This is a genomic window from Chryseobacterium luteum, assembly GCF_000737785.1.
GTDB classification, from domain to species: domain Bacteria; phylum Bacteroidota; class Bacteroidia; order Flavobacteriales; family Weeksellaceae; genus Chryseobacterium; species Chryseobacterium luteum.
This window is the reverse complement of record NZ_JPRO01000011.1, coordinates 71,922-89,540: the sequence shown is the minus strand read 5'-3', so window position 1 is coordinate 89,540 and position 17,619 is coordinate 71,922. Positions and strand designations below refer to the sequence as shown.

Here is a 17,619-nt window from a genome sequence, read left to right as displayed (position 1 = left end):
GAAGATGCTGTAATGGAAACCCTTTCCCTGACTCCCCCGGAACTGGCAGCAGACATCTACAAAACAGGAATCTACCTTGCAGGAGGTGGCGCACTTCTGAATGGACTGGCCGACCGGATACACAGAAAAACGGGATTACCTGTATGTGTTGCGGAAGATCCTTTAAGAGCGGTGGTACGCGGAACGGGTATTGCCCTCAAAAACATCAATAAGTTTAGATTTCTTATGAGCAGTTAAGGTTCTCCAAATGAATTAAAACAGGCTTCAAATCATAGAATTTGAAGCCTGTTTTAGTTTTAATCTGATTATTGTTTAATCCTGTTTATACAGATATTTTTTAACCTCAGTTCGGGTTAAGAAAATAGAATATATTTAAACGCTATGTACGCAAGGCTTTCTCAAGTTTGTTGCCTATAATTTTCCGTCCACAAATGCGTTTCACTCAGCCAAGGCTTCTGCAATCAATTGCTGAACAGAGTGCCTTTGTGAACGAAAAATATAATTGTTTGATTAACAACACGTTGCGGTCATTGCGTTTTAAATAAAATAAGCCAATTAAACCCTTAACCCGAACTCACGTTATTTAAATTTTATTCAATAAAATTATTATAAAGAAATAATTACTAAAGAAACCTATTTCTCACGCAGATTAAGAAAATTTAGCAGATTATTTCAGTTATAAAAATCTGCGTCATCCGGGAAATCAGCGGGATTTAAAAATTTAAACAGCCTCTAAGTATTTACACCGAAAGCTGTAATTGGTTATTTATACTCTAAAACAGATGCGTTCTTCTTTGTTACTTTGACATATATATGAAACGCGCTGCAATAAGCCGTTAAAACAAATAACCATTAAAATAAATTGACATGCAAGAAACAAATGCAAACGTAAACTCATCAGGCCAGCTTAGCCTGGGAGGAGGAGCTCAATTCTGGGTTTATCTTTCACCTCAGAACGATACTGCTAAAATGATCACAACATGGCGCGTAACATTCTCACAGGGTAGCTGGAGCGATTCTATTTCCAGTGAGGATCCAACGAAACAAATTCAGACTCCTAATCTTTCGGGTATGTTCGATATTAAAGTAGAACTGTTAAGCGGTTCTACCGGTACATGGCGTGCGATACCTCCTCAGCAAGGAAGCCGTAACGAAATAGGCTGCAACTCCAACTGTGCATCAATGGTAGGTATTGTTGCTGACAGTACGAGCCCGGCTCCCGGTGCTATTAACGCCCATTTCTGGACAACGTGGGATGCTATGTGTAAAGCGTCGTAACAGAACAAATCATCTGTAATTTTTATTAATTTGCGTCTTGTGTACATTCATTCGGATGGCAAATAAGTAAAGTACAGGTCAACCAATGAAGCCGTCTCATTTTCAGCCATGAGACGGCTTTATGTTTTGAATTGTAAGGTATGTGAATAAGATAACCGGGATAAGAAATACCTGAACCTGATTTTTATTTTAATCTTATTCAGGCTAGTTTAACCAGTATGAAAAACTGTTTCCTGAAAAGGAAGTTTAAAGAATATTGAAGACTGCTCTGCCATTATTATTACCTAACAAAAGTCAAGTGCTTTGGCCAGCAGGAACAGCAACTTTGTGTCATTAAAATTAAAGTATCATGACACAGAAAAATCTGGCATTAGTTTCCGGAGCCAATGGACATTTAGGAAATAACCTGGTCAGACTACTGATCAGAAAAGGAATTCCGGTAAGAGCCACTGTCCGGAATATTAATAATAAAGCGCCATTCGCAGGTCTGGACTGTGAAGTAGTACAGGCGGATATTACCGATAAATCATCTTTTATAAAAGCGCTGCAAGGGGTGGACACGTTCTATGCAGTCGGCGCCGCTTTCAAGCTTTGGGCACAGGATCCTGAAAAAGAAATCTACGATGTCAATATCCAGGGAACACGGAACACTATTGAAGCGGCGGCAGAAGCGGGTGTAAAACGTATCGTTTATGTAAGCTCCATAGCAGCATTAGATTATACAAAGCTGCCCACCAGGGAAAGCTATGGCTACAATCCTGACCGGAGAGATATGTACTACAATTCTAAGAATGACGGTGAAAAGCTTGCCTTTGAACTGGCCGGGAAGCTAGGCATAGAAATAGTATCCGTAATGCCCTCAGCCATGATAGGAAGCGAGGCTTTTCTGCCATTGAATGTTTCTTACGGGGTTTTAAAGCTGATCCTCAATAAAGAAATTCCGGTGGATACTAAAATCACCCTGAACTGGATCGATGTAAAAGACGTTGCGGAAGGCTGCTACCTGGCTGCACAAAACGGCCGTGACGGAGAACGTTATATTCTGGCCAACGAGCGGTGCATAACCATTACAGATACTACCATCCTTGCCAATAAGCTATATCCTGAACTGAGGATCAAAATACCGGGATCGGTCCCAAAATCTGTTTTGTTTATTATTGCCGGGATCATGGAATTCTCTGCTAAAATACAGAAAAAAGCTCCTGTTCTTACGCGTAAAGATATTGCTATGTTTTCGGGCTTACAGCAAAATTTTGATATTACAAAGGCGAGAAAAGAGCTGGGATTCAATCCTAAAAGTCCGGAACAGGCGGTAAAGGAAGCATTATCTTATTTAATGGAGCATAAGGAACTATTGAAATAGGAATTGTAAATTTGAACAGACATAGTTTGTAAGGTATGATGCAGCAGAAATTAATTGATTTTATCCGGTCCAGGCATCCTCTTTCAGTAGTGGATGAGGATTTGATTTTTCAATATTTTGAACCTGTTCTTTTTCCTAAAAACCGTATTATTGAGGAAGCGGGAAAGGTGCCGGAATATCTTTATTATATTATATCAGGATATCTGCGCCTGTTTCACTATAACGAAAACGGTGATGAGGTGACAACACATATCAATTGTCCTCCGGGATTTTTCACTTCTTATTTTCATTTTGTAAATACAGCAAAATCCCACGAGAATGTGGAATGTATAACTGAATGTGAGCTGTTGCGGATCACAAAGGCCGATCTTGATACTCTGACTTCAAAAAGCGGGGCTATGAAGGACTTCAGCATAGGAATTTTCCAACAGTCCATCGCCTATAATGAAAACCGTTCAGCCGAGCTTGCCACTCTTTCGGGAGAGAAGCGCTACGCAAAACTTATTGAGAATTATCCGGGAATCTTACATAATGTTCCCATTACTTATATTGCATCTTTCCTGGGAATGAAACCAGAAAGCCTGAGCCGGATCCGCAGGAAACTGATTTTATAAAAATAAAAGCGGGAGCCTTTATGAGACTCCCGCTTTTCAATAAATTATAGAATGTTACGGTCATCAGAATCAACTGAAGTCCGGGAAAAAATTATGATAAAACGGAATATTCTTTCTTATTTGAAAAAACATCTATCATCACTTTCGCAATTCTTTCTTTTTGATCATCGGAAAGGTTAGATCCCGAAGGCAGGCACAGGCTGTTTCCGAACAGTCCCTCGGCTACTTTCCCTCCGTAATATGGTGAATCCTGAAATATCGGCTGCAAATGCATCGGTTTCCAGATAGGTCTCGATTCGATATTGTCTTCAAGAAATGCCAGACGCAGATCTTCGGCGCTTTTGGATACTTTTGCTTCGTCTATGGTGATAACAGACAACCAGTGATTGCTGTAGAAATCGGAGTTCGGCTCTGAAAAAAGGTCTACTCCATCTATATCTTTACAAATTTCAGAATAAAAGCTGTGTACTTTTCTACGGCCTTCTACTCTTTCCTTCAAAACTTCCATTTGTCCTCTACCTATTCCTGCACTGATGTTACTCATTCTGTAATTGTACCCAATTTGAGAATGCTGATAGTGGGGAGCTTTGTCCCTGGCCTGTGTAGAGAGAAATACAGCCTGTTCTTTGTCCTCCTGGGAATGGCATACCAATGCGCCTCCTCCGGAAGTCGTAATAATTTTGTTACCATTGAATGACAGAATCCCAAAACGTCCGAAAGTACCGCATGCTCTCCCTTTGTATTTGGAGCCCAGTGATTCGGCAGCATCCTCAATTAAAGGAATGTCATATTTTGTGGCCACTGATAAAATTTCATCCATCTTTGCAGGCATCCCATAAAGATTAACGACAATAATCGCCTTCGGCTTTTTGCCTTTTGAGATTCTGTCTTCTATAGCTTCCTTCAAGGCTACGGGACACATGTTCCAGGTATCTTTTTCAGAATCTATAAAAACGGGAACAGCTCCCAGATAAACAATGGGATTGGCAGAGGCGGAAAATGTCATAGACTGACATATAACCTCATCTCCATGGTTGACATCGCATTCAATTAATGCAAGGTGTAAGGCGGCAGTTCCAGCGGAAAGTGCAGCTATTTTGACGTTTTCATTTAAGAATGTCTCCAGATCCAACTCGAAACCATCAACATTCGGGCCTAAGGGTGCTACCCAGTTGTTATCAAATGCTTCTTTAACGTATTTCAGTTCATTTCCTCCTAAATGGGGAGATGACAGCCATATTTTCGATTCCATATTTTCTACTTTTACTATTCTAAATTTTATACTTTTACTTTTATTATTTTACCGGGATTGCCCACTACTGTTGAGCCATCCGGAACATCGCTGATAATAACAGCTCCTGCACCAATGGTACACCATTTTCCAATTTCTATTCCCTGGATTACACTGGCTCCAATGCCAACATGAGTTCCTTCGCCTATGTATACATTTCCGGCCAGCGCCACATTCGGGGATATATGGACAAAATCTTCAACGGTGCAATCGTGATCGATTGAAGCATTGGTGTTGATGATACAGTGTTTTCCTATTTTTACTGCTGCATTTATGGTAACACCGGGCATGACAATAGTTCCTTCGCCGATTTTTAATCTTTTGGATATTACTGCCTTGGGATGAAGGAGTGTAACATAACTGAACAGCCCACCCCGGTTAACTACTCTTTTTCTCAATCTGTTATTGCCTATAGAAATAAGTATTTCTATGTTGTATGGCGGAATTTCGTGAATAACGGGATAATTTAAAACTTTTATTTTCGACGGATTTTCATCGATGTAAGCTTCAATATTGTAACCGCACTCTTCAGCGACTTCTGCCGCTACTTTACCATGACCACTTGCTCCGTATAAATACATACTCTATGTATATTTAAATTAAATTAATTATTTCCTTTAAAAGCTTCTACCGTGGCCTGTTGTGCCTGGTTTATGCCTTCTTTTTTTATCACTTTTTTTAAAGTAAGGAACATCACTTTGCAATCTGTTGCAAATGATACATTATCTATGTACCATATATCTAATTCAAATTTCATCGTCCAGGAGATGGCATTTCTACCATTCACCTGCGCCCAGCCTGTGATGCCGGGACGTATATTGTGTCTTTTTCTCTGAGATTCATTATATAAAGGAAGGTATTCCGGCAACAGGGGTCTGGGACCTATAAGCGCCATGTCTCCTTTCAATACATTAATTAATTGTGGAAGCTCATCCAGGGAAGTCTGACGTATAAAACTTCCAACAGGTGTTAAGCGTTCCGAATCCGGCAGATAATTACCCTGTGCGTCTTTTCTGTCATTCATTGTCTTAAACTTGATGATATTGAATATCTTCTCATTTAAGCCAGGTCTTGCCTGAACAAAGAATGGTTTGCCCCGGTTGGCGAAATACAATAAGACGGTAACAATAATGAAAACAGGTGATAATAAAATCAGTCCTATTAATGCAACCGTAAAATCTATAACCCTTTTAAAAAAAAATTTATACACGATAATCTCTTTCTTTAATTAGTTTTTTGTACTCACTTAATAAGGCATTCCAAACCTCTGACTGTTCGTAACGGGATTCAATCATTGGCCGGGCATTCATTTTTAATTTCTGATAATATTGTGTGTCCGATTTCATTCTTTCCATTGCTTTATAAAGCTTTTCACTGTTTTTAACCGGAACTATTATTCCATTTTGGTCTTCTATAATAATTTCATTACATCCGTTGATATCGGAAACTATGCTCGGCAGTCCCATGGCTCCTGCCTGCATTACCACATTGGGAAACCCTTCACGATAACTTGGAAAAGCCAGCACATCCGAAACCGCAAAATAAGGGCGCACATCTTTCTGAAAACCTGCATCTATGATATCAGGATTATCTTTAATCTCCTTTAAAATATCCTCAGGCAACGGGTCTAGTTCCTGTTCCAGTGGACCGACCAGTAATAATTTAAACCTGCGCTGCGGATCTTCTGTCTTATTTAAAAGAGAAAAAGCTTTCACCAGCTCATTGATTCCTTTGTCTCCTACCAAACGGCCTACAAATACAAAAACAAAGTCTTCATTTTTAATGTTGAATTCTTTCCTTAATGAATCTTTCTGTGCTTCGGAAACCTGGCCAGGTGAAAAGAATGAGGTATCAATTCCGTTTGATGAGCCGTTTCCGATTACTTTTAATTTATGCTTATCTGTATAATTATTTTTCAAGATATAATCATATAATCCTTTTGAATTTGGATAAACCATATTGGCGGAAGCATAAGTTAATTTTTCCACGAACTCCAAAATTTTACGTTTTGTACCAGCAGATTCCATCAGAGGCAAACCTGCTACTGTATGCAAACGATGAGGAACTCCTGCAAGATTTGCCGCCAACATTCCTACAATACCTGCTTTAGGTGTATGGGTATGTACAATTTCCGGTTTTTCTCTTTTTAAAAACCGATAGGTATTCCATAATGATATAATGTCTTTTATTGGTGTGATCTTACGAGACATATCAATCTCTATCACTTCTACTCCTTCATCTTTTTTCACATCAGCCAGCTCTTTACCTGGTGATGAAACACCTATTACCTCAAAATGCTCTGACATAAACCGATGTTGTCCTTTCAATAAAACCTTTAAAGAAAGAGGTACTGTTGTTATACGTATTAATTTAGCTTTCAAATTCCGTAAATATGTTATTTATTATTGCTATTACATTTGAAACCGATTAATAATTTTCATTTATATCTTTTGTGTATGGTTTTTTATAAATATTTCTTATATTAATCCTCTGTTTGTGAATTTCTAAAATTCCACATAAAATACTGTAAATCAGCTTAAAAAACCTAACCTAATCCGCATAGAATTTGGTTCTGAAATCAATACTGTTTCAATAATCTCCAGGAGATCAATAAATTTTCGTTCTGTCTTTGTGTGTTTTTTTGTAGTAGTGTTACTACTTTAGTGCGTGAATCATCATACTGCCAAATTAGATTTTTAACAGTATCTCTTTACCTCCTGCAATTGTCATTCCATTTTTTAAGAAATTATTTATTACGGCCATAATATTGATTTTTATTTGCTGATTAATAATATTAATTATCATTACAGAATATTTTCTGGAGTAGTTCATATTAATTTTTCAACATTTTTGTTATTACAGATATTAATTAATATTTAGTTTCTTTATTATTTTAGCCGGTACACCGCCTATTAATGAATTTTCTTCAAAAGATTTATTTACTACAGCGCCTGCAGCTACAATTGATCTTTGTTTAATGGTTACACCAGATAAAATCCTAGCTCCACAACCTATCCACACATCATCTTCAATGAAAATAGATTTTAAGACTTCTTTATTATATTTTATGGGAATTGTCAAATCTTCCCAGGTATGGTTCGTAGAAATGAGTGTTGTTGCATGTGCTATTGATACGTCGTCACTTATCTTAATTCCTCCAGCTCCTTCTATATAACACATAGGATGAATACTAATATTATTTCCAAGTTCGATATTTTGTAAATTAAATATAAATACTCCGGGTTGTATAGATACATTATCCCCGACTTTCCTTGCTAAATTTTTTATAAAGACATATCTTAAAACAAGCCCCAATTTACCTGTTGTATTTCTGAATTTTTTTAATAAAAATTCATTCCCACTTTTACCTAAGAAACTAGAAATTTTAACTAATAAGTCAATAATCTTCTTATACTTTTTAAACTGATCTCTACCTTTCATTATTTAATTTCTTAATATTAATGTCATTTGAAAAGCTATCTCTTACATACAATCCAAAACCAATCGGTAAACCAATAAATGATAACGGAAATTTACCCAGCTCTTTCATTAATTTAAATACATTCTCGTCTTTGCAAAAAGCGAATCTCCAATAATTAATTATAGATTTCATTTTAAGTTTTAAAGGGCTTTTTGAGTTATTAGCTAATTCCTTATATAGTAGTGTTGCATATTTAGGATTCTTTCTCCTGTTACGAATACTATTATAACTCAATCCTCCTTCCATATATTCTGTTATATAAATGGCCTCATTAAAATACCTGAATTTATACTTCAGAGCCATTCTATTCCATACTATTGATTCGGCAACGAATTTTTCGCCATCAATTTCAGGGAAATAAAATTCTCTGAACTTTTTAGTTACTATAACTTTTGCCATGTCAGCTATAACTCCAAACTTCTCTCTTCTTTCTATTAAATTTGAATCTGTTATAAAAGAAGGAAACTGTTTGTTTCCAATAATATGTCCCTTAGGAGATGCTCTGTAGCCTACAACACCAATAAAAGAATCATTTTCTCTTATAGTTTTATAATGGCGGTCAATAATTTCCAAGCTATCGTCGGGTAAATAATCATCGCTATCTACAATAAAAAATAATTCTCCTTCCGCTAAATCCAGCCCTTTATTAATGGCCCGATGCTTACCTCCATTATTAATTTTATGGTATTTTATAGTTATTTTTCCTTCATCAATACATTTTCCAATAAATACCGATGTATTGTCCGTACTACCATCATCTACAACCAGCCATTCAAAATCACGATATGTTTGCCTTATTAAACTTTCATAAAGCTTTGATAATTCTTTTTCCCTATTATAAGTGGGTGTAAAGATTGTTATTGATTTCATTCTACAACATTTATATTAAAATATTCTCTAATTTATTTACCCTTTGCTCTAGCTGGTAACTTTTGTAATAATTAATTATAACACTCCACCTTTTTCAATTGTTAACCTTTGCTATTTTTATTAATTTTTCATCTGAATTTGAGGATATAGGTCAAATAATTTCCCGTTATCAAAAGGTTTTTTAACATTTTTTGTGGATAGTTTATCTATTTTAAAATAACCTCCTATTTTTTGTACATCAGGCTTCGCCCTAAAACCTGCAATATAAATTCCTACATTAGAATTCTCTACCGAAATATTGGAACAAGAAATAGCAGTCGATTTCGATATGGCCCGACTTCCATAATTACCCAAATGCAGATCTATGCCTACGTTTGTATTATTTATTTTTATATTACTAATATTAATATTTTGTAATACATTTAAATTATCATTAGGTTCGATATCAATACCTGCCATTGGATTGGTACCATTAACATTTGCAATCAATAAATCTTTAATAATTAAATCTTTACCTCCTTGAATAGAAATTCCATTTCTTCTGACGTTATTTATTATTCCTCCTATTATTTTTATATTTTCTACCTCAAATAATTTTTCTTTAGTAATACCTGATCTGGTATTATTTATTGTTTTTATCACCATAATTCCATCACCCCAGCAATCAGATATATTCATATTATAGATCTCAATATTTCTTGATCCTCTTATATCAATACCAATTCCCCATTCACCTTTAGTATCCAAATGCTTGTCACGATCACCTATTAATCTAGGATTATAAATTTTAACGTTTTCCACAGCATGTAAAGCAATAATCCGATATCTTATATCGGCAGTGGGTTTTAGTATTAACGCAGATTTTTTTTGAAAATATATTTGTGAATTTGATTGTGGAAAAATGCCGGTAGTCATTAATGGAAAGTCTGGCATTATGATATTTTTATTCGCATCGATAGCTTGTTGAATATAGGGTGTATAATCAACAGTACCATCTTTCACATAACCTTTTGGAAGTATTGTCTCGATTTTAAAAAAATCATCTGTTTGTACATTAATATTTTGAGTTTTTATTAATGAATAGTCAATTACTATCTTCTCTCTTTTTTGAGAGCAGCAAATGCTTGAAAATAGCAACAAGTTTAATAACAAAAATAAGCTTATGATTCTCATAATAAATCCTTTATATTATTTAAAATTAAATATTAGAAATAAGAAAAAACAAATTAAAAATATACCAAACAAATTGATGAACCCAATTTTACTTCTCGTTTGTGTATACGGATACATTAAAAATGGTATAAAAATCCAAGACAGCACACCAAATCTGTCACTAAATGCAGCCGAAAACATCAAAAAGAAAAACGATGATGTCAACATATAGGTTATATAAAATTTTTCGTATTTCAATTTTTCCTCTAAAACCTTTATATTTTTTAGTGTGTAATATCCTATAATAGCAAAAATGGTATTGAATATAAAGAAATCAACTCTAAATCCTGTTTTATAATTTCGTGCAGCGAATTTATCATAATATCCATCTAAGCGTTCCTGTACAAGGATATTAACACCTGGAATATTACTTAGTAATGTATTTAAATCAAAATGAATTAAAGACAATACTGTAGATGCTACATAAATAAAAAATATAATATTAAGATTCTTAAATACATTTGATGTTAAGAAAATTATAATGGGAATTATGATTGAAGCATGATTGAAAAACGCAATAATAAAAAATACAATTGACAGCCATTTTTTCTTATCATAGAAAGTAATGGCCAAAAAGAAAAAAGAAAAAGCAATCCCTTGTTTTGTTGTATTAATTCCCATAGTCTTAAAGAAAAACATACTTGTAATAAGAAAAAACACAAGGAATCTGTTTTTTTGCGTCAAATTTCGTATACCAATAACAATAGGCGCTATATACAATACAGCGTTTATTGTAAAAAACACTTTATAGTTGTCACTAAGTTTACGGGCAAATAATGATATAAAATAACTTCCTACATCTTTTAATTCACTTAAGGATTTAATGACTCGAGAACCATTAAAATAAATTAATGTTCTTGCAGAATCTGTTCCTACAACTTTATTTCTTGTTCCTATTACAAGGATAATTACCAATGCATAAAATAGTAATAAGATATTCTGAATTTCATCAGTATTTTTACTTTTGTTCACATACTCATTAATTAAGATTATAGCAAAAAATGCTACACTTAAATAAACAAGTGTAAACCTCAGATTAAATGCATCTATAATACTTTCCATTTCTATATTCCTACAATTTCTGCATAATCTGATCAAGTTCATGATCATAATTATAACTGCTGTAAAACAATTTAGCATTCCGGGAATATTCTGTATAATTTTCTAAAATACTATGTAGTGTTTTAGACACCCGGTCTTCTCTATTAAAATCAATACACTCCCCCATTCGATTTGCATCAATGGTATTAATAAGCCCCGGAATATCATTTCCTATCATGGGTATACCAAAATTGGAGAACTCCCATACTTTGTTTGGTGCACAAAAAATATTATTTAAAGAAGAATGATCATAGGTTAATATCCCAATATCGGCATGGCTGGTTACATGCAAATGATAAGGAGGCGCAACAAACGGAATATGGATTATGGAAGGACAGATTATTTTTAATTTTTTTAAATATTCTGTTTCTTTTCCCATTATTATCAGTGCAAAATCTTCTGACTGATTAATGCAGCGACAAATTCCATCTAATTCTCTTTCCGGAAAGAGAACCCCCTGGTAAATAATTTTCTTTTTATCTTTTACCGGTTCCAGTAGCTTCAGCAATTCATCCGTTAAAGGTAGATTTCTTTCGGATATATCCGAATAGGGTTTATTCAAAATAACTTCGGGAGTTGTAGGCAGCTTCCACCAAACCCGAAGTATATTTGCTCTATCTAAATTTGAACAAATTACCAGCTTCGCATTTTTTGCATATTTTTCAAGCCCTTTCAGATACCTTGGAGCATAATCAAACAATTCATATAAATTAAGTACATAATTTAATGACAGCAATTTTTTACCTAAAGCCAAGGTAGTATCTGCTGAAGGAATCCAGATTAATTTCTCCTGATACTGATTTTTATTGATAATTTTCCAAAAGGTATTTCTAATTGTTAACCAATATAAAAACTTGTTGGAAGACGGCTTTATATCCGTCAGGTGAACTTTATAGCAAAGACTATTCAATTCCTCTATTAAGTTTCCTTTTTCAAAGCCTAAAATAAGATGTATCTTATAATTATTTTTATTCAGGTACCTTATAAAAGCCAGTAAAGGAGGATAATCCGATACACTCGTTTTATGAACAATTACAATTTCTTTATTCTCCATAAAATTTGTTATTAAATATTTTTATAAACTCGCTTAACATATCGTCTGCTTTCAACCTGAGGCTGGTTATATACTTCTGATGATCATTTTGCAGATCTGATTTTACTAAATCATCCAGCTTTTGAATATCAAAATTATCACCCCATAAAGCAAATGATGGAATCTGCTCTGTAAGTATTCTTAATTTAGGCTCTATCTCAACACAGATTACTTTTTTCCCTAATAAGCCGGCAATAATTGCCCCATGGTAGCGTGCTGTAATAAATGTAGAGAATGTGTTTAAAGTTTTTATGAAATCATTGATCTCCATTGTTTCGGGATGCCAGACTATGCTTTTATAGTTTTTTATCCTTTTCATCCACTTCGGATCTTTATCTTTTGCAAATACAATAAACGTGACATCAAGATGTGGATTAGAGTTTACAAAACTCACAAGCTGATCCTGATAATCTACTGCGCTGTTTTTCCAGTCCCAGTCTCTTACAATAATTCCTATTTTATTTTCTGCATCAATCCTGGAAACAGGATTAATATGTTTGTAAAAATAGGATGAGAACACAACATCTGCACCTAAAAATGATTTGATATTCCAATCGTTACAATACCCATAAGAAACTTCATCTCTTACCCCTATAAAAAGGGAGTCTTTTAACTGGTTCTTTGCAAATTCCATAGCCTGGATATTATTATTGAACGGACCTAATCCAAAACCCAGGAAAGCTTTTTCGCTGCTAATTACAGCTTCATTATCAGGACTAATCTTATGAAATACTTTTTTTAATATTTTAACAGGATTACTAGAAATATTATTTTTTAGTTTAGTCCTAAATGTAGACTTTTCTATAAAAGAAAAAAACTGAGTTCCACCGCCATAAATCAATACATCATCTTTCTGCTGATTATTATAGGAAGAATCCTTTAAAAATCTAGAAACATAACTGCTTTCAGACCCTATAAAATTGAGTGATTTATTTTTGATGTTGGCATTAATGAAATCTTCAAATACGATCATTAATAAATCATCACCAAAATTACTATCACCATATGCTCCTTTTATTGATATATGCATTATATTTTCGGTTTAATATTTTTTAATAATTTATTTTTCAGATAGATTGCATCTTCAGATTTTAATCTGTAATAATGTTCAGCATCTCTTGATTTAATTATTTTACAAGGATTTCCCACTACAACTGAGAGTGCCGGTATCTTTCCAGAAACAACACATCCGGCACCAATAATACATCCTTCTCCGATCTGGCTACCAGGTGTGATAATTACATTCCCCCCAATCCATACATTTTCTTCAATTTTCACTTTTTTAAATTCAAAAGTTTCATCATATGGAATAAATTTAGAATCTCTGAATTTATGATTTGCGGAATGAATGATTAAATTAGGTCCAATAATTACCCCGTTGTTTATTTCAACTTCTCCAAGTCCGTTTATATCGGCATTGGGACCAATATAGACATATGAGCCAATAGAAATTCTATCAGGAAATAATAACTTTATATTGGGGTTTATATCATTTAGCTCACCAAAATGTTTTAATCTTTTTTTGGTTTTATTAAACTTAATCTGATCAATAAATCTATTTAATCTTCCAATTAAAAACATGAGATAGCTTTTTTTATTATTAAAATACTTAGATAAGAAACCACAGGTAATAATATGATGATAAAAAATTTAAAATTAAAAGCGTCTTTTTTATATATATCAATATACCGTACTAGTAAAACCACCAGAAATCCTATTAGAAAAGAAATGGAAATTCCCTGCAGCCCTATATATTGTATTAAAACAACACTTAACACTATTGATACAACAGCACCAAGCAATGTAGTCAATGTGATTTTTAATGTATTTTTTTCTTTCTGATATTTTAAACCTAAAAATCCTGCAATGGCATTAAATCCAACTCCAAGATATAAATAAGGCATGTATTGCCAGGTTTCAAAATACTCTTTGGACACCAATATTTCCGTCATCAGAGGGGACAGTATTCCCAGGATAAAAGCCAGGATCATTTCAAATAGGATGAACTTATTTAATAATCTATTAAAAGTAGTATTATTCTCTTCTTTTAAAATCCTGTCCTGTAACGGAAGTAATAAAACAGAATTTATCACTAAAAGCAATGCAGGAAAACGGCTGGCTACAGCATATAATCCGTTTCCTTCCGCACCCATATAATGCAATATGATAAATTTACTTGCCGAGGATATTGCCCACCAGCTCATTAAATTTGGAATGAGAGGTAAAGAATAGGATGCCATTGACCTGATAAGTGTAAGATCCCAATATTTCAGCCTGAAATACTGAACTATGTTTACTTTATACAAAATCATGCAACATGCAATGCCATAAGCTACAATATTGGCAAGGAAAACACCTTCTACATTTAATTTTAACAGGTAAATGAAAATAATATTAAAAACTACCATCAAAAAAGTAGTTACAATTCCGTTTATAGCAAACTGTCTTGTATTTCCCTGACCTCTGAGAATATTTTGCAGTAAAGGCAACAAACAATTCAGAAAAATCAAGATTATAAAGTAAGTGTGATACTGAAAATCATTAAAAAAAATGTAAATATAAAAACCAACTGAAAAAACAAAATACCCTATAAACAATGTTATTATAGAATTGGTAATAACTTTTGCTTTATCTTCCTCATTGATATATTCTTTATCAATCAGCCATCTATAAGCTGCATCTGAAATTTGTAATGAAACCAACGGTGCAAAAAGACTTATTGTTGTTAACAATAAATCGTATTCCCCCAATTCTTTTTTAGTGAGAAAGTAGGTGTAAAAAGGGACTAATAAAAATGAAAGAATCTTTGACCCAAAACTTCCTACGGAATAAGTTAAAGTTTCCTTAAACATCTTCTTTTTAAGCAGAGAAGATATATTCATTTAATTATTTTTTATAAAATTTACAATGCGCTCACAGGCTGTTCCATCGCCATAAGGATTATGCAATCCGCTCATTAACTTATATCGTTCCGTATCTTTTAATAAACTTTGTGCCTCCAAAACAATCTTATCTTTATTCGTACCTACCAGGATAACTGTACCTGCATCAACTGCTTCCGGTCTTTCCGTAGTATCCCGCATTACCAATACAGGTTTTCCTAAACTTGGAGCTTCTTCCTGTACACCTCCGGAATCTGTAATGATCATATAAGACTGATTCATTAACCATACAAAAGCAGGATATGCTAATGGTTCTATCAATACTATATTATCAACTTTAGATAGAATTTCGTATACGGGTTCTTTTACATTAGGGTTTAGATGTACCGGATAAATAATCTGAACATCCGGATTTGCAGAAGCAATTTCTTTCAGGGCTTCACAAATATTAATAAATCCCTGCCCGTGATTCTCTCTCCGGTGCCCCGTAACAAGTATAATTTTTTTGGATGGATCGATACGGGCTTTAAGTGCATTTATTTCTTTATTCTCTATATTTTTAACTTTGTCGGAGCTATATAATAACGCATCTATTACCGTATTTCCTGTCACCAGTATATTTTCTTCTCTTGTATTCTCTGCCAATAAATTATGCTTTGACTGTTCTGTCGGAGCAAAATGATAATCAGCAATACGTCCGGCAATCTGCCGATTGATTTCTTCCGGAAACGGAGATCTCTTATTATGTGTTCTCAATCCGGCTTCTACATGACATACTTTAGACCCGGAATAAAAACCGGCAATACTGGCTGCCATTGTGGTAGTTGTATCCCCGTGTACATAAATATAATCAGGATTAAAATCTTCTAAAACAGGTTTCATACCCGTAATAATATCAGCCGTTAAAGAATATAAATTCTGATCAGGCTTCATTAAATTTAAATCGTAATCCGGTGTGATGTCAAAAAAGCTTAAAACCTGATCTAACATCTCTCTATGCTGAGCTGTAACACAAACTTTAGTCTCGAATGATTCTTCTTTTTGAAACTCCTTCACTAGAGGAGCCATTTTTATAGCTTCCGGCCTAGTTCCAAAAACAATTAGATGTCTTTTCTTCATAATTTTAAGCAAACAAACATTTATAATCTGGAATCACATTCTTCCAAAACTCCCTTTACATCATAAATAATCCCCTCCTCCTTCAGATAATGATTCAGATCTATACCCAAAAATTCCTTATGGGCAACAGTCAGAATAATCGCATCAAACTTTTCATCCGGAATTTCATTAAGGACATTCAGATCATACTCATGTTTTACTTCTTCAGGTTTTGCCCAGGGATCAAAAGTAGTTACGTGCAAAGAATAGTCCTCCAGTCCGCGAATTACATCTACCGCTTTGGTATTACGTACATCCGGACAGTTCTCTTTAAATGTTATCCCTAAGTTTAAAACTTTGGCTCCATTTATAGTAATTTTCTTTTTAATCATGGTTTTCACCAGCTGGGAAGCCACATACTGCCCCATAGAATCGTTCAGACGGCGTCCGGCTAATATAATTTCCGGGTGATACCCGTTTTCCTGTGCTTTCTGTGCCAGGTAATAAGGATCAACTCCGATACAGTGCCCGCCTACCAGTCCGGGTTTGAAAGGCAAAAAGTTCCATTTTGTTCCTGCAGCTTCCAATACGGCGTGGGTATCAATTTCCAGAAGGTTGAAAATTTTTGCCAGCTCATTCACAAAAGCGATATTAATATCCCTCTGGGAATTTTCAATAACTTTGGCCGCTTCCGCGATCTTGATAGTCGGAGCCAGGTGGGTTCCCGCCACAATCACAGATTTATATAAAGCATTCACCACTTCTCCGATTTCCGGTGTAGAACCTGAAGTAACCTTTAAGATCTTCTCTACCGTATGTTCTTTGTCGCCCGGATTAATACGCTCAGGAGAATAACCTGCAAAGAAGTCCTGATTGAACTTCATTCCAGAAACCTTTTCCAGAACAGGAATACATTCCTCTTCGGTAGCTCCCGGATATACAGTGGATTCGTAAATCACAATATCTCCTTCCGACAATACTTTACCTACCGTTTCCGAAGATTTATACAATGGTGTCAGATCGGGACGGTTATGCTTATCAACCGGTGTAGGAACCGTAATAATATAGATATTCGCATCCCGGATATCCTTCATATCATCAGAACAGTACAATCCATTTTCACTGGTTTGATAAAAAGGATTTTCCTGCTTTAATACGGCTTTCAACACTTCGTCCTCTACTTCCAGAGTACTGTCTGATCCCGTATTTAATTCTTCAATTCTTTTCTGATTGATATCAAAACCTACAACCGGATACTGCGTTGCAAATAATCGTGCTAAAGGCAGACCTACGTATCCTAATCCGATAACGGCAATTTTATATTGTTTTTCCACAA

At 34.5% G+C, this 17,619-nt stretch carries 18 protein-coding genes; 4 read left to right on the top strand and 14 right to left on the bottom strand.

What is annotated here, in order from left to right; genetic code table 11:
• From IX38_RS12795 to IX38_RS12780, 4 genes are all read left to right on the top strand, one after another.
• The coding region (locus tag IX38_RS12795; protein WP_034705605.1) for a rod shape-determining protein at positions 1 to 237 on the top strand (237 nt) is incomplete at its 5' end.
• A gap of 630 nt (positions 238 to 867) precedes the next feature.
• On the top strand, positions 868 to 1,278 hold the full coding sequence (locus IX38_RS12790; RefSeq protein ID WP_034705602.1) for a hypothetical protein: 411 nt from the start codon (positions 868 to 870) through the stop codon (positions 1,276 to 1,278).
• 349 nt (positions 1,279 to 1,627) lie between these two features.
• A complete protein-coding gene (locus IX38_RS12785) occupies positions 1,628 to 2,641 on the top strand; it encodes an NAD-dependent epimerase/dehydratase family protein (RefSeq protein WP_034705601.1) in 1,014 nt (337 codons plus the stop codon).
• A gap of 35 nt (positions 2,642 to 2,676) precedes the next feature.
• Positions 2,677 to 3,255 (top strand): Crp/Fnr family transcriptional regulator, encoded by a 579-nt coding sequence (locus tag IX38_RS12780; protein WP_228377953.1) that lies wholly within the window; start codon positions 2,677 to 2,679, stop codon positions 3,253 to 3,255.
• A gap of 91 nt (positions 3,256 to 3,346) precedes the next feature.
• Here the strand turns inward: IX38_RS12780 and IX38_RS12775 are convergent, their stop codons facing one another.
• The 14 genes from IX38_RS12775 to IX38_RS12710 form a co-directional block, all read right to left on the bottom strand.
• Positions 3,347 to 4,507, bottom strand: a complete 1,161-nt coding sequence (locus IX38_RS12775) for an aminotransferase class I/II-fold pyridoxal phosphate-dependent enzyme (protein WP_034705599.1) — start codon at positions 4,505 to 4,507, stop codon at positions 3,347 to 3,349.
• A gap of 26 nt (positions 4,508 to 4,533) precedes the next feature.
• Positions 4,534 to 5,127: an acetyltransferase gene (locus IX38_RS12770; protein WP_034705597.1), complete on the bottom strand. Its 594-nt coding sequence runs from the start codon at positions 5,125 to 5,127 to the stop codon at positions 4,534 to 4,536.
• Between the two features lie 23 nt (positions 5,128 to 5,150).
• Complete coding sequence (locus IX38_RS12765) at positions 5,151 to 5,756, bottom strand: sugar transferase (protein WP_034705595.1); 606 nt, start codon at positions 5,754 to 5,756, stop codon at positions 5,151 to 5,153.
• Positions 5,749 to 6,852 carry a glycosyltransferase family 4 protein gene (locus IX38_RS12760; RefSeq protein ID WP_034705593.1) on the bottom strand — a complete coding sequence of 368 codons (1,104 nt, stop codon included), beginning with the start codon at positions 6,850 to 6,852 and terminating at the stop codon, positions 5,749 to 5,751. The genes IX38_RS12765 and IX38_RS12760 overlap by 8 nt, the downstream gene beginning before the upstream one ends.
• Positions 6,853 to 7,411: 559 nt before the next feature.
• Positions 7,412 to 7,987: an acyltransferase gene (locus IX38_RS12755; protein WP_034705591.1), complete on the bottom strand. Its 576-nt coding sequence runs from the start codon at positions 7,985 to 7,987 to the stop codon at positions 7,412 to 7,414.
• The gene (locus IX38_RS12750; RefSeq protein ID WP_034705590.1) at positions 7,977 to 8,897 is read right to left on the bottom strand and encodes a glycosyltransferase family A protein; all 921 of its coding nucleotides are present in this window, start codon (positions 8,895 to 8,897) and stop codon (positions 7,977 to 7,979) included. The genes IX38_RS12755 and IX38_RS12750 overlap by 11 nt, the downstream gene beginning before the upstream one ends.
• Before the next feature lie 120 nt (positions 8,898 to 9,017).
• Complete coding sequence (locus IX38_RS21990; protein WP_051884725.1) at positions 9,018 to 10,070, bottom strand: hypothetical protein; 1,053 nt, start codon at positions 10,068 to 10,070, stop codon at positions 9,018 to 9,020.
• 15 nt (positions 10,071 to 10,085) lie between these two features.
• Positions 10,086 to 11,171, bottom strand: coding sequence for an EpsG family protein (locus IX38_RS12740; RefSeq protein WP_165570736.1), 1,086 nt, complete (start codon positions 11,169 to 11,171; stop codon positions 10,086 to 10,088).
• 10 nt (positions 11,172 to 11,181) lie between these two features.
• Positions 11,182 to 12,264 (bottom strand): glycosyltransferase family protein, encoded by a 1,083-nt coding sequence (locus IX38_RS12735; RefSeq protein ID WP_034705587.1) that lies wholly within the window; start codon positions 12,262 to 12,264, stop codon positions 11,182 to 11,184.
• Positions 12,254 to 13,333 carry a polysaccharide pyruvyl transferase family protein gene (locus IX38_RS12730; protein WP_034705585.1) on the bottom strand — a complete coding sequence of 360 codons (1,080 nt, stop codon included), beginning with the start codon at positions 13,331 to 13,333 and terminating at the stop codon, positions 12,254 to 12,256. The genes IX38_RS12735 and IX38_RS12730 overlap by 11 nt, the downstream gene beginning before the upstream one ends.
• The gene (locus IX38_RS12725; RefSeq protein WP_051884723.1) at positions 13,333 to 13,884 is read right to left on the bottom strand and encodes an acyltransferase; all 552 of its coding nucleotides are present in this window, start codon (positions 13,882 to 13,884) and stop codon (positions 13,333 to 13,335) included. Before IX38_RS12725 ends, IX38_RS12730 begins: the two co-directional genes overlap by 1 nt.
• Positions 13,875 to 15,185 carry a lipopolysaccharide biosynthesis protein gene (locus IX38_RS12720; RefSeq protein WP_034705583.1) on the bottom strand — a complete coding sequence of 437 codons (1,311 nt, stop codon included), beginning with the start codon at positions 15,183 to 15,185 and terminating at the stop codon, positions 13,875 to 13,877. The genes IX38_RS12725 and IX38_RS12720 overlap by 10 nt, the downstream gene beginning before the upstream one ends.
• On the bottom strand, positions 15,186 to 16,304 hold the full coding sequence (wecB, locus tag IX38_RS12715; RefSeq protein WP_034705581.1) for a non-hydrolyzing UDP-N-acetylglucosamine 2-epimerase: 1,119 nt from the start codon (positions 16,302 to 16,304) through the stop codon (positions 15,186 to 15,188). It abuts the gene before it with no gap.
• Between the two features lie 20 nt (positions 16,305 to 16,324).
• Positions 16,325 to 17,617 (bottom strand): nucleotide sugar dehydrogenase, encoded by a 1,293-nt coding sequence (locus tag IX38_RS12710; RefSeq protein WP_034705578.1) that lies wholly within the window; start codon positions 17,615 to 17,617, stop codon positions 16,325 to 16,327.
• Positions 17,618 to 17,619 lie beyond the last annotated feature (2 nt).

Excerpts from the sequence above, each read along its gene's own strand:
- IX38_RS12740 (WP_165570736.1), bottom strand. The coding sequence starts at position 11,171 with ATGGAAAGTATTATAGATGCATTTAATCTGAGGTTTACACTTGTTTAT.
- IX38_RS12775 (WP_034705599.1), bottom strand. The coding sequence starts at position 4,507 with ATGGAATCGAAAATATGGCTGTCATCTCCCCATTTAGGAGGAAATGAA.
- IX38_RS12760 (WP_034705593.1), bottom strand. The coding sequence starts at position 6,852 with ATGTCAGAGCATTTTGAGGTAATAGGTGTTTCATCACCAGGTAAAGAG.
- IX38_RS12735 (WP_034705587.1), bottom strand. The coding sequence starts at position 12,264 with ATGGAGAATAAAGAAATTGTAATTGTTCATAAAACGAGTGTATCGGAT.
- IX38_RS21990 (WP_051884725.1), bottom strand. The coding sequence starts at position 10,070 with ATGAGAATCATAAGCTTATTTTTGTTATTAAACTTGTTGCTATTTTCA.
- IX38_RS12780 (WP_228377953.1), top strand. The coding sequence starts at position 2,677 with ATGATGCAGCAGAAATTAATTGATTTTATCCGGTCCAGGCATCCTCTT.
- IX38_RS12730 (WP_034705585.1), bottom strand. The coding sequence starts at position 13,333 with ATGCATATATCAATAAAAGGAGCATATGGTGATAGTAATTTTGGTGAT.
- IX38_RS12790 (WP_034705602.1), top strand. The coding sequence starts at position 868 with ATGCAAGAAACAAATGCAAACGTAAACTCATCAGGCCAGCTTAGCCTG.
- IX38_RS12785 (WP_034705601.1), top strand. The coding sequence starts at position 1,628 with ATGACACAGAAAAATCTGGCATTAGTTTCCGGAGCCAATGGACATTTA.
- IX38_RS12725 (WP_051884723.1), bottom strand. The coding sequence starts at position 13,884 with ATGTTTTTAATTGGAAGATTAAATAGATTTATTGATCAGATTAAGTTT.
- IX38_RS12720 (WP_034705583.1), bottom strand. The coding sequence starts at position 15,185 with ATGAATATATCTTCTCTGCTTAAAAAGAAGATGTTTAAGGAAACTTTA.
- wecB (WP_034705581.1), bottom strand. The coding sequence starts at position 16,304 with ATGAAGAAAAGACATCTAATTGTTTTTGGAACTAGGCCGGAAGCTATA.
- IX38_RS12750 (WP_034705590.1), bottom strand. The coding sequence starts at position 8,897 with ATGAAATCAATAACAATCTTTACACCCACTTATAATAGGGAAAAAGAA.
- IX38_RS12755 (WP_034705591.1), bottom strand. The coding sequence starts at position 7,987 with ATGAAAGGTAGAGATCAGTTTAAAAAGTATAAGAAGATTATTGACTTA.
- IX38_RS12770 (WP_034705597.1), bottom strand. The coding sequence starts at position 5,127 with ATGTATTTATACGGAGCAAGTGGTCATGGTAAAGTAGCGGCAGAAGTC.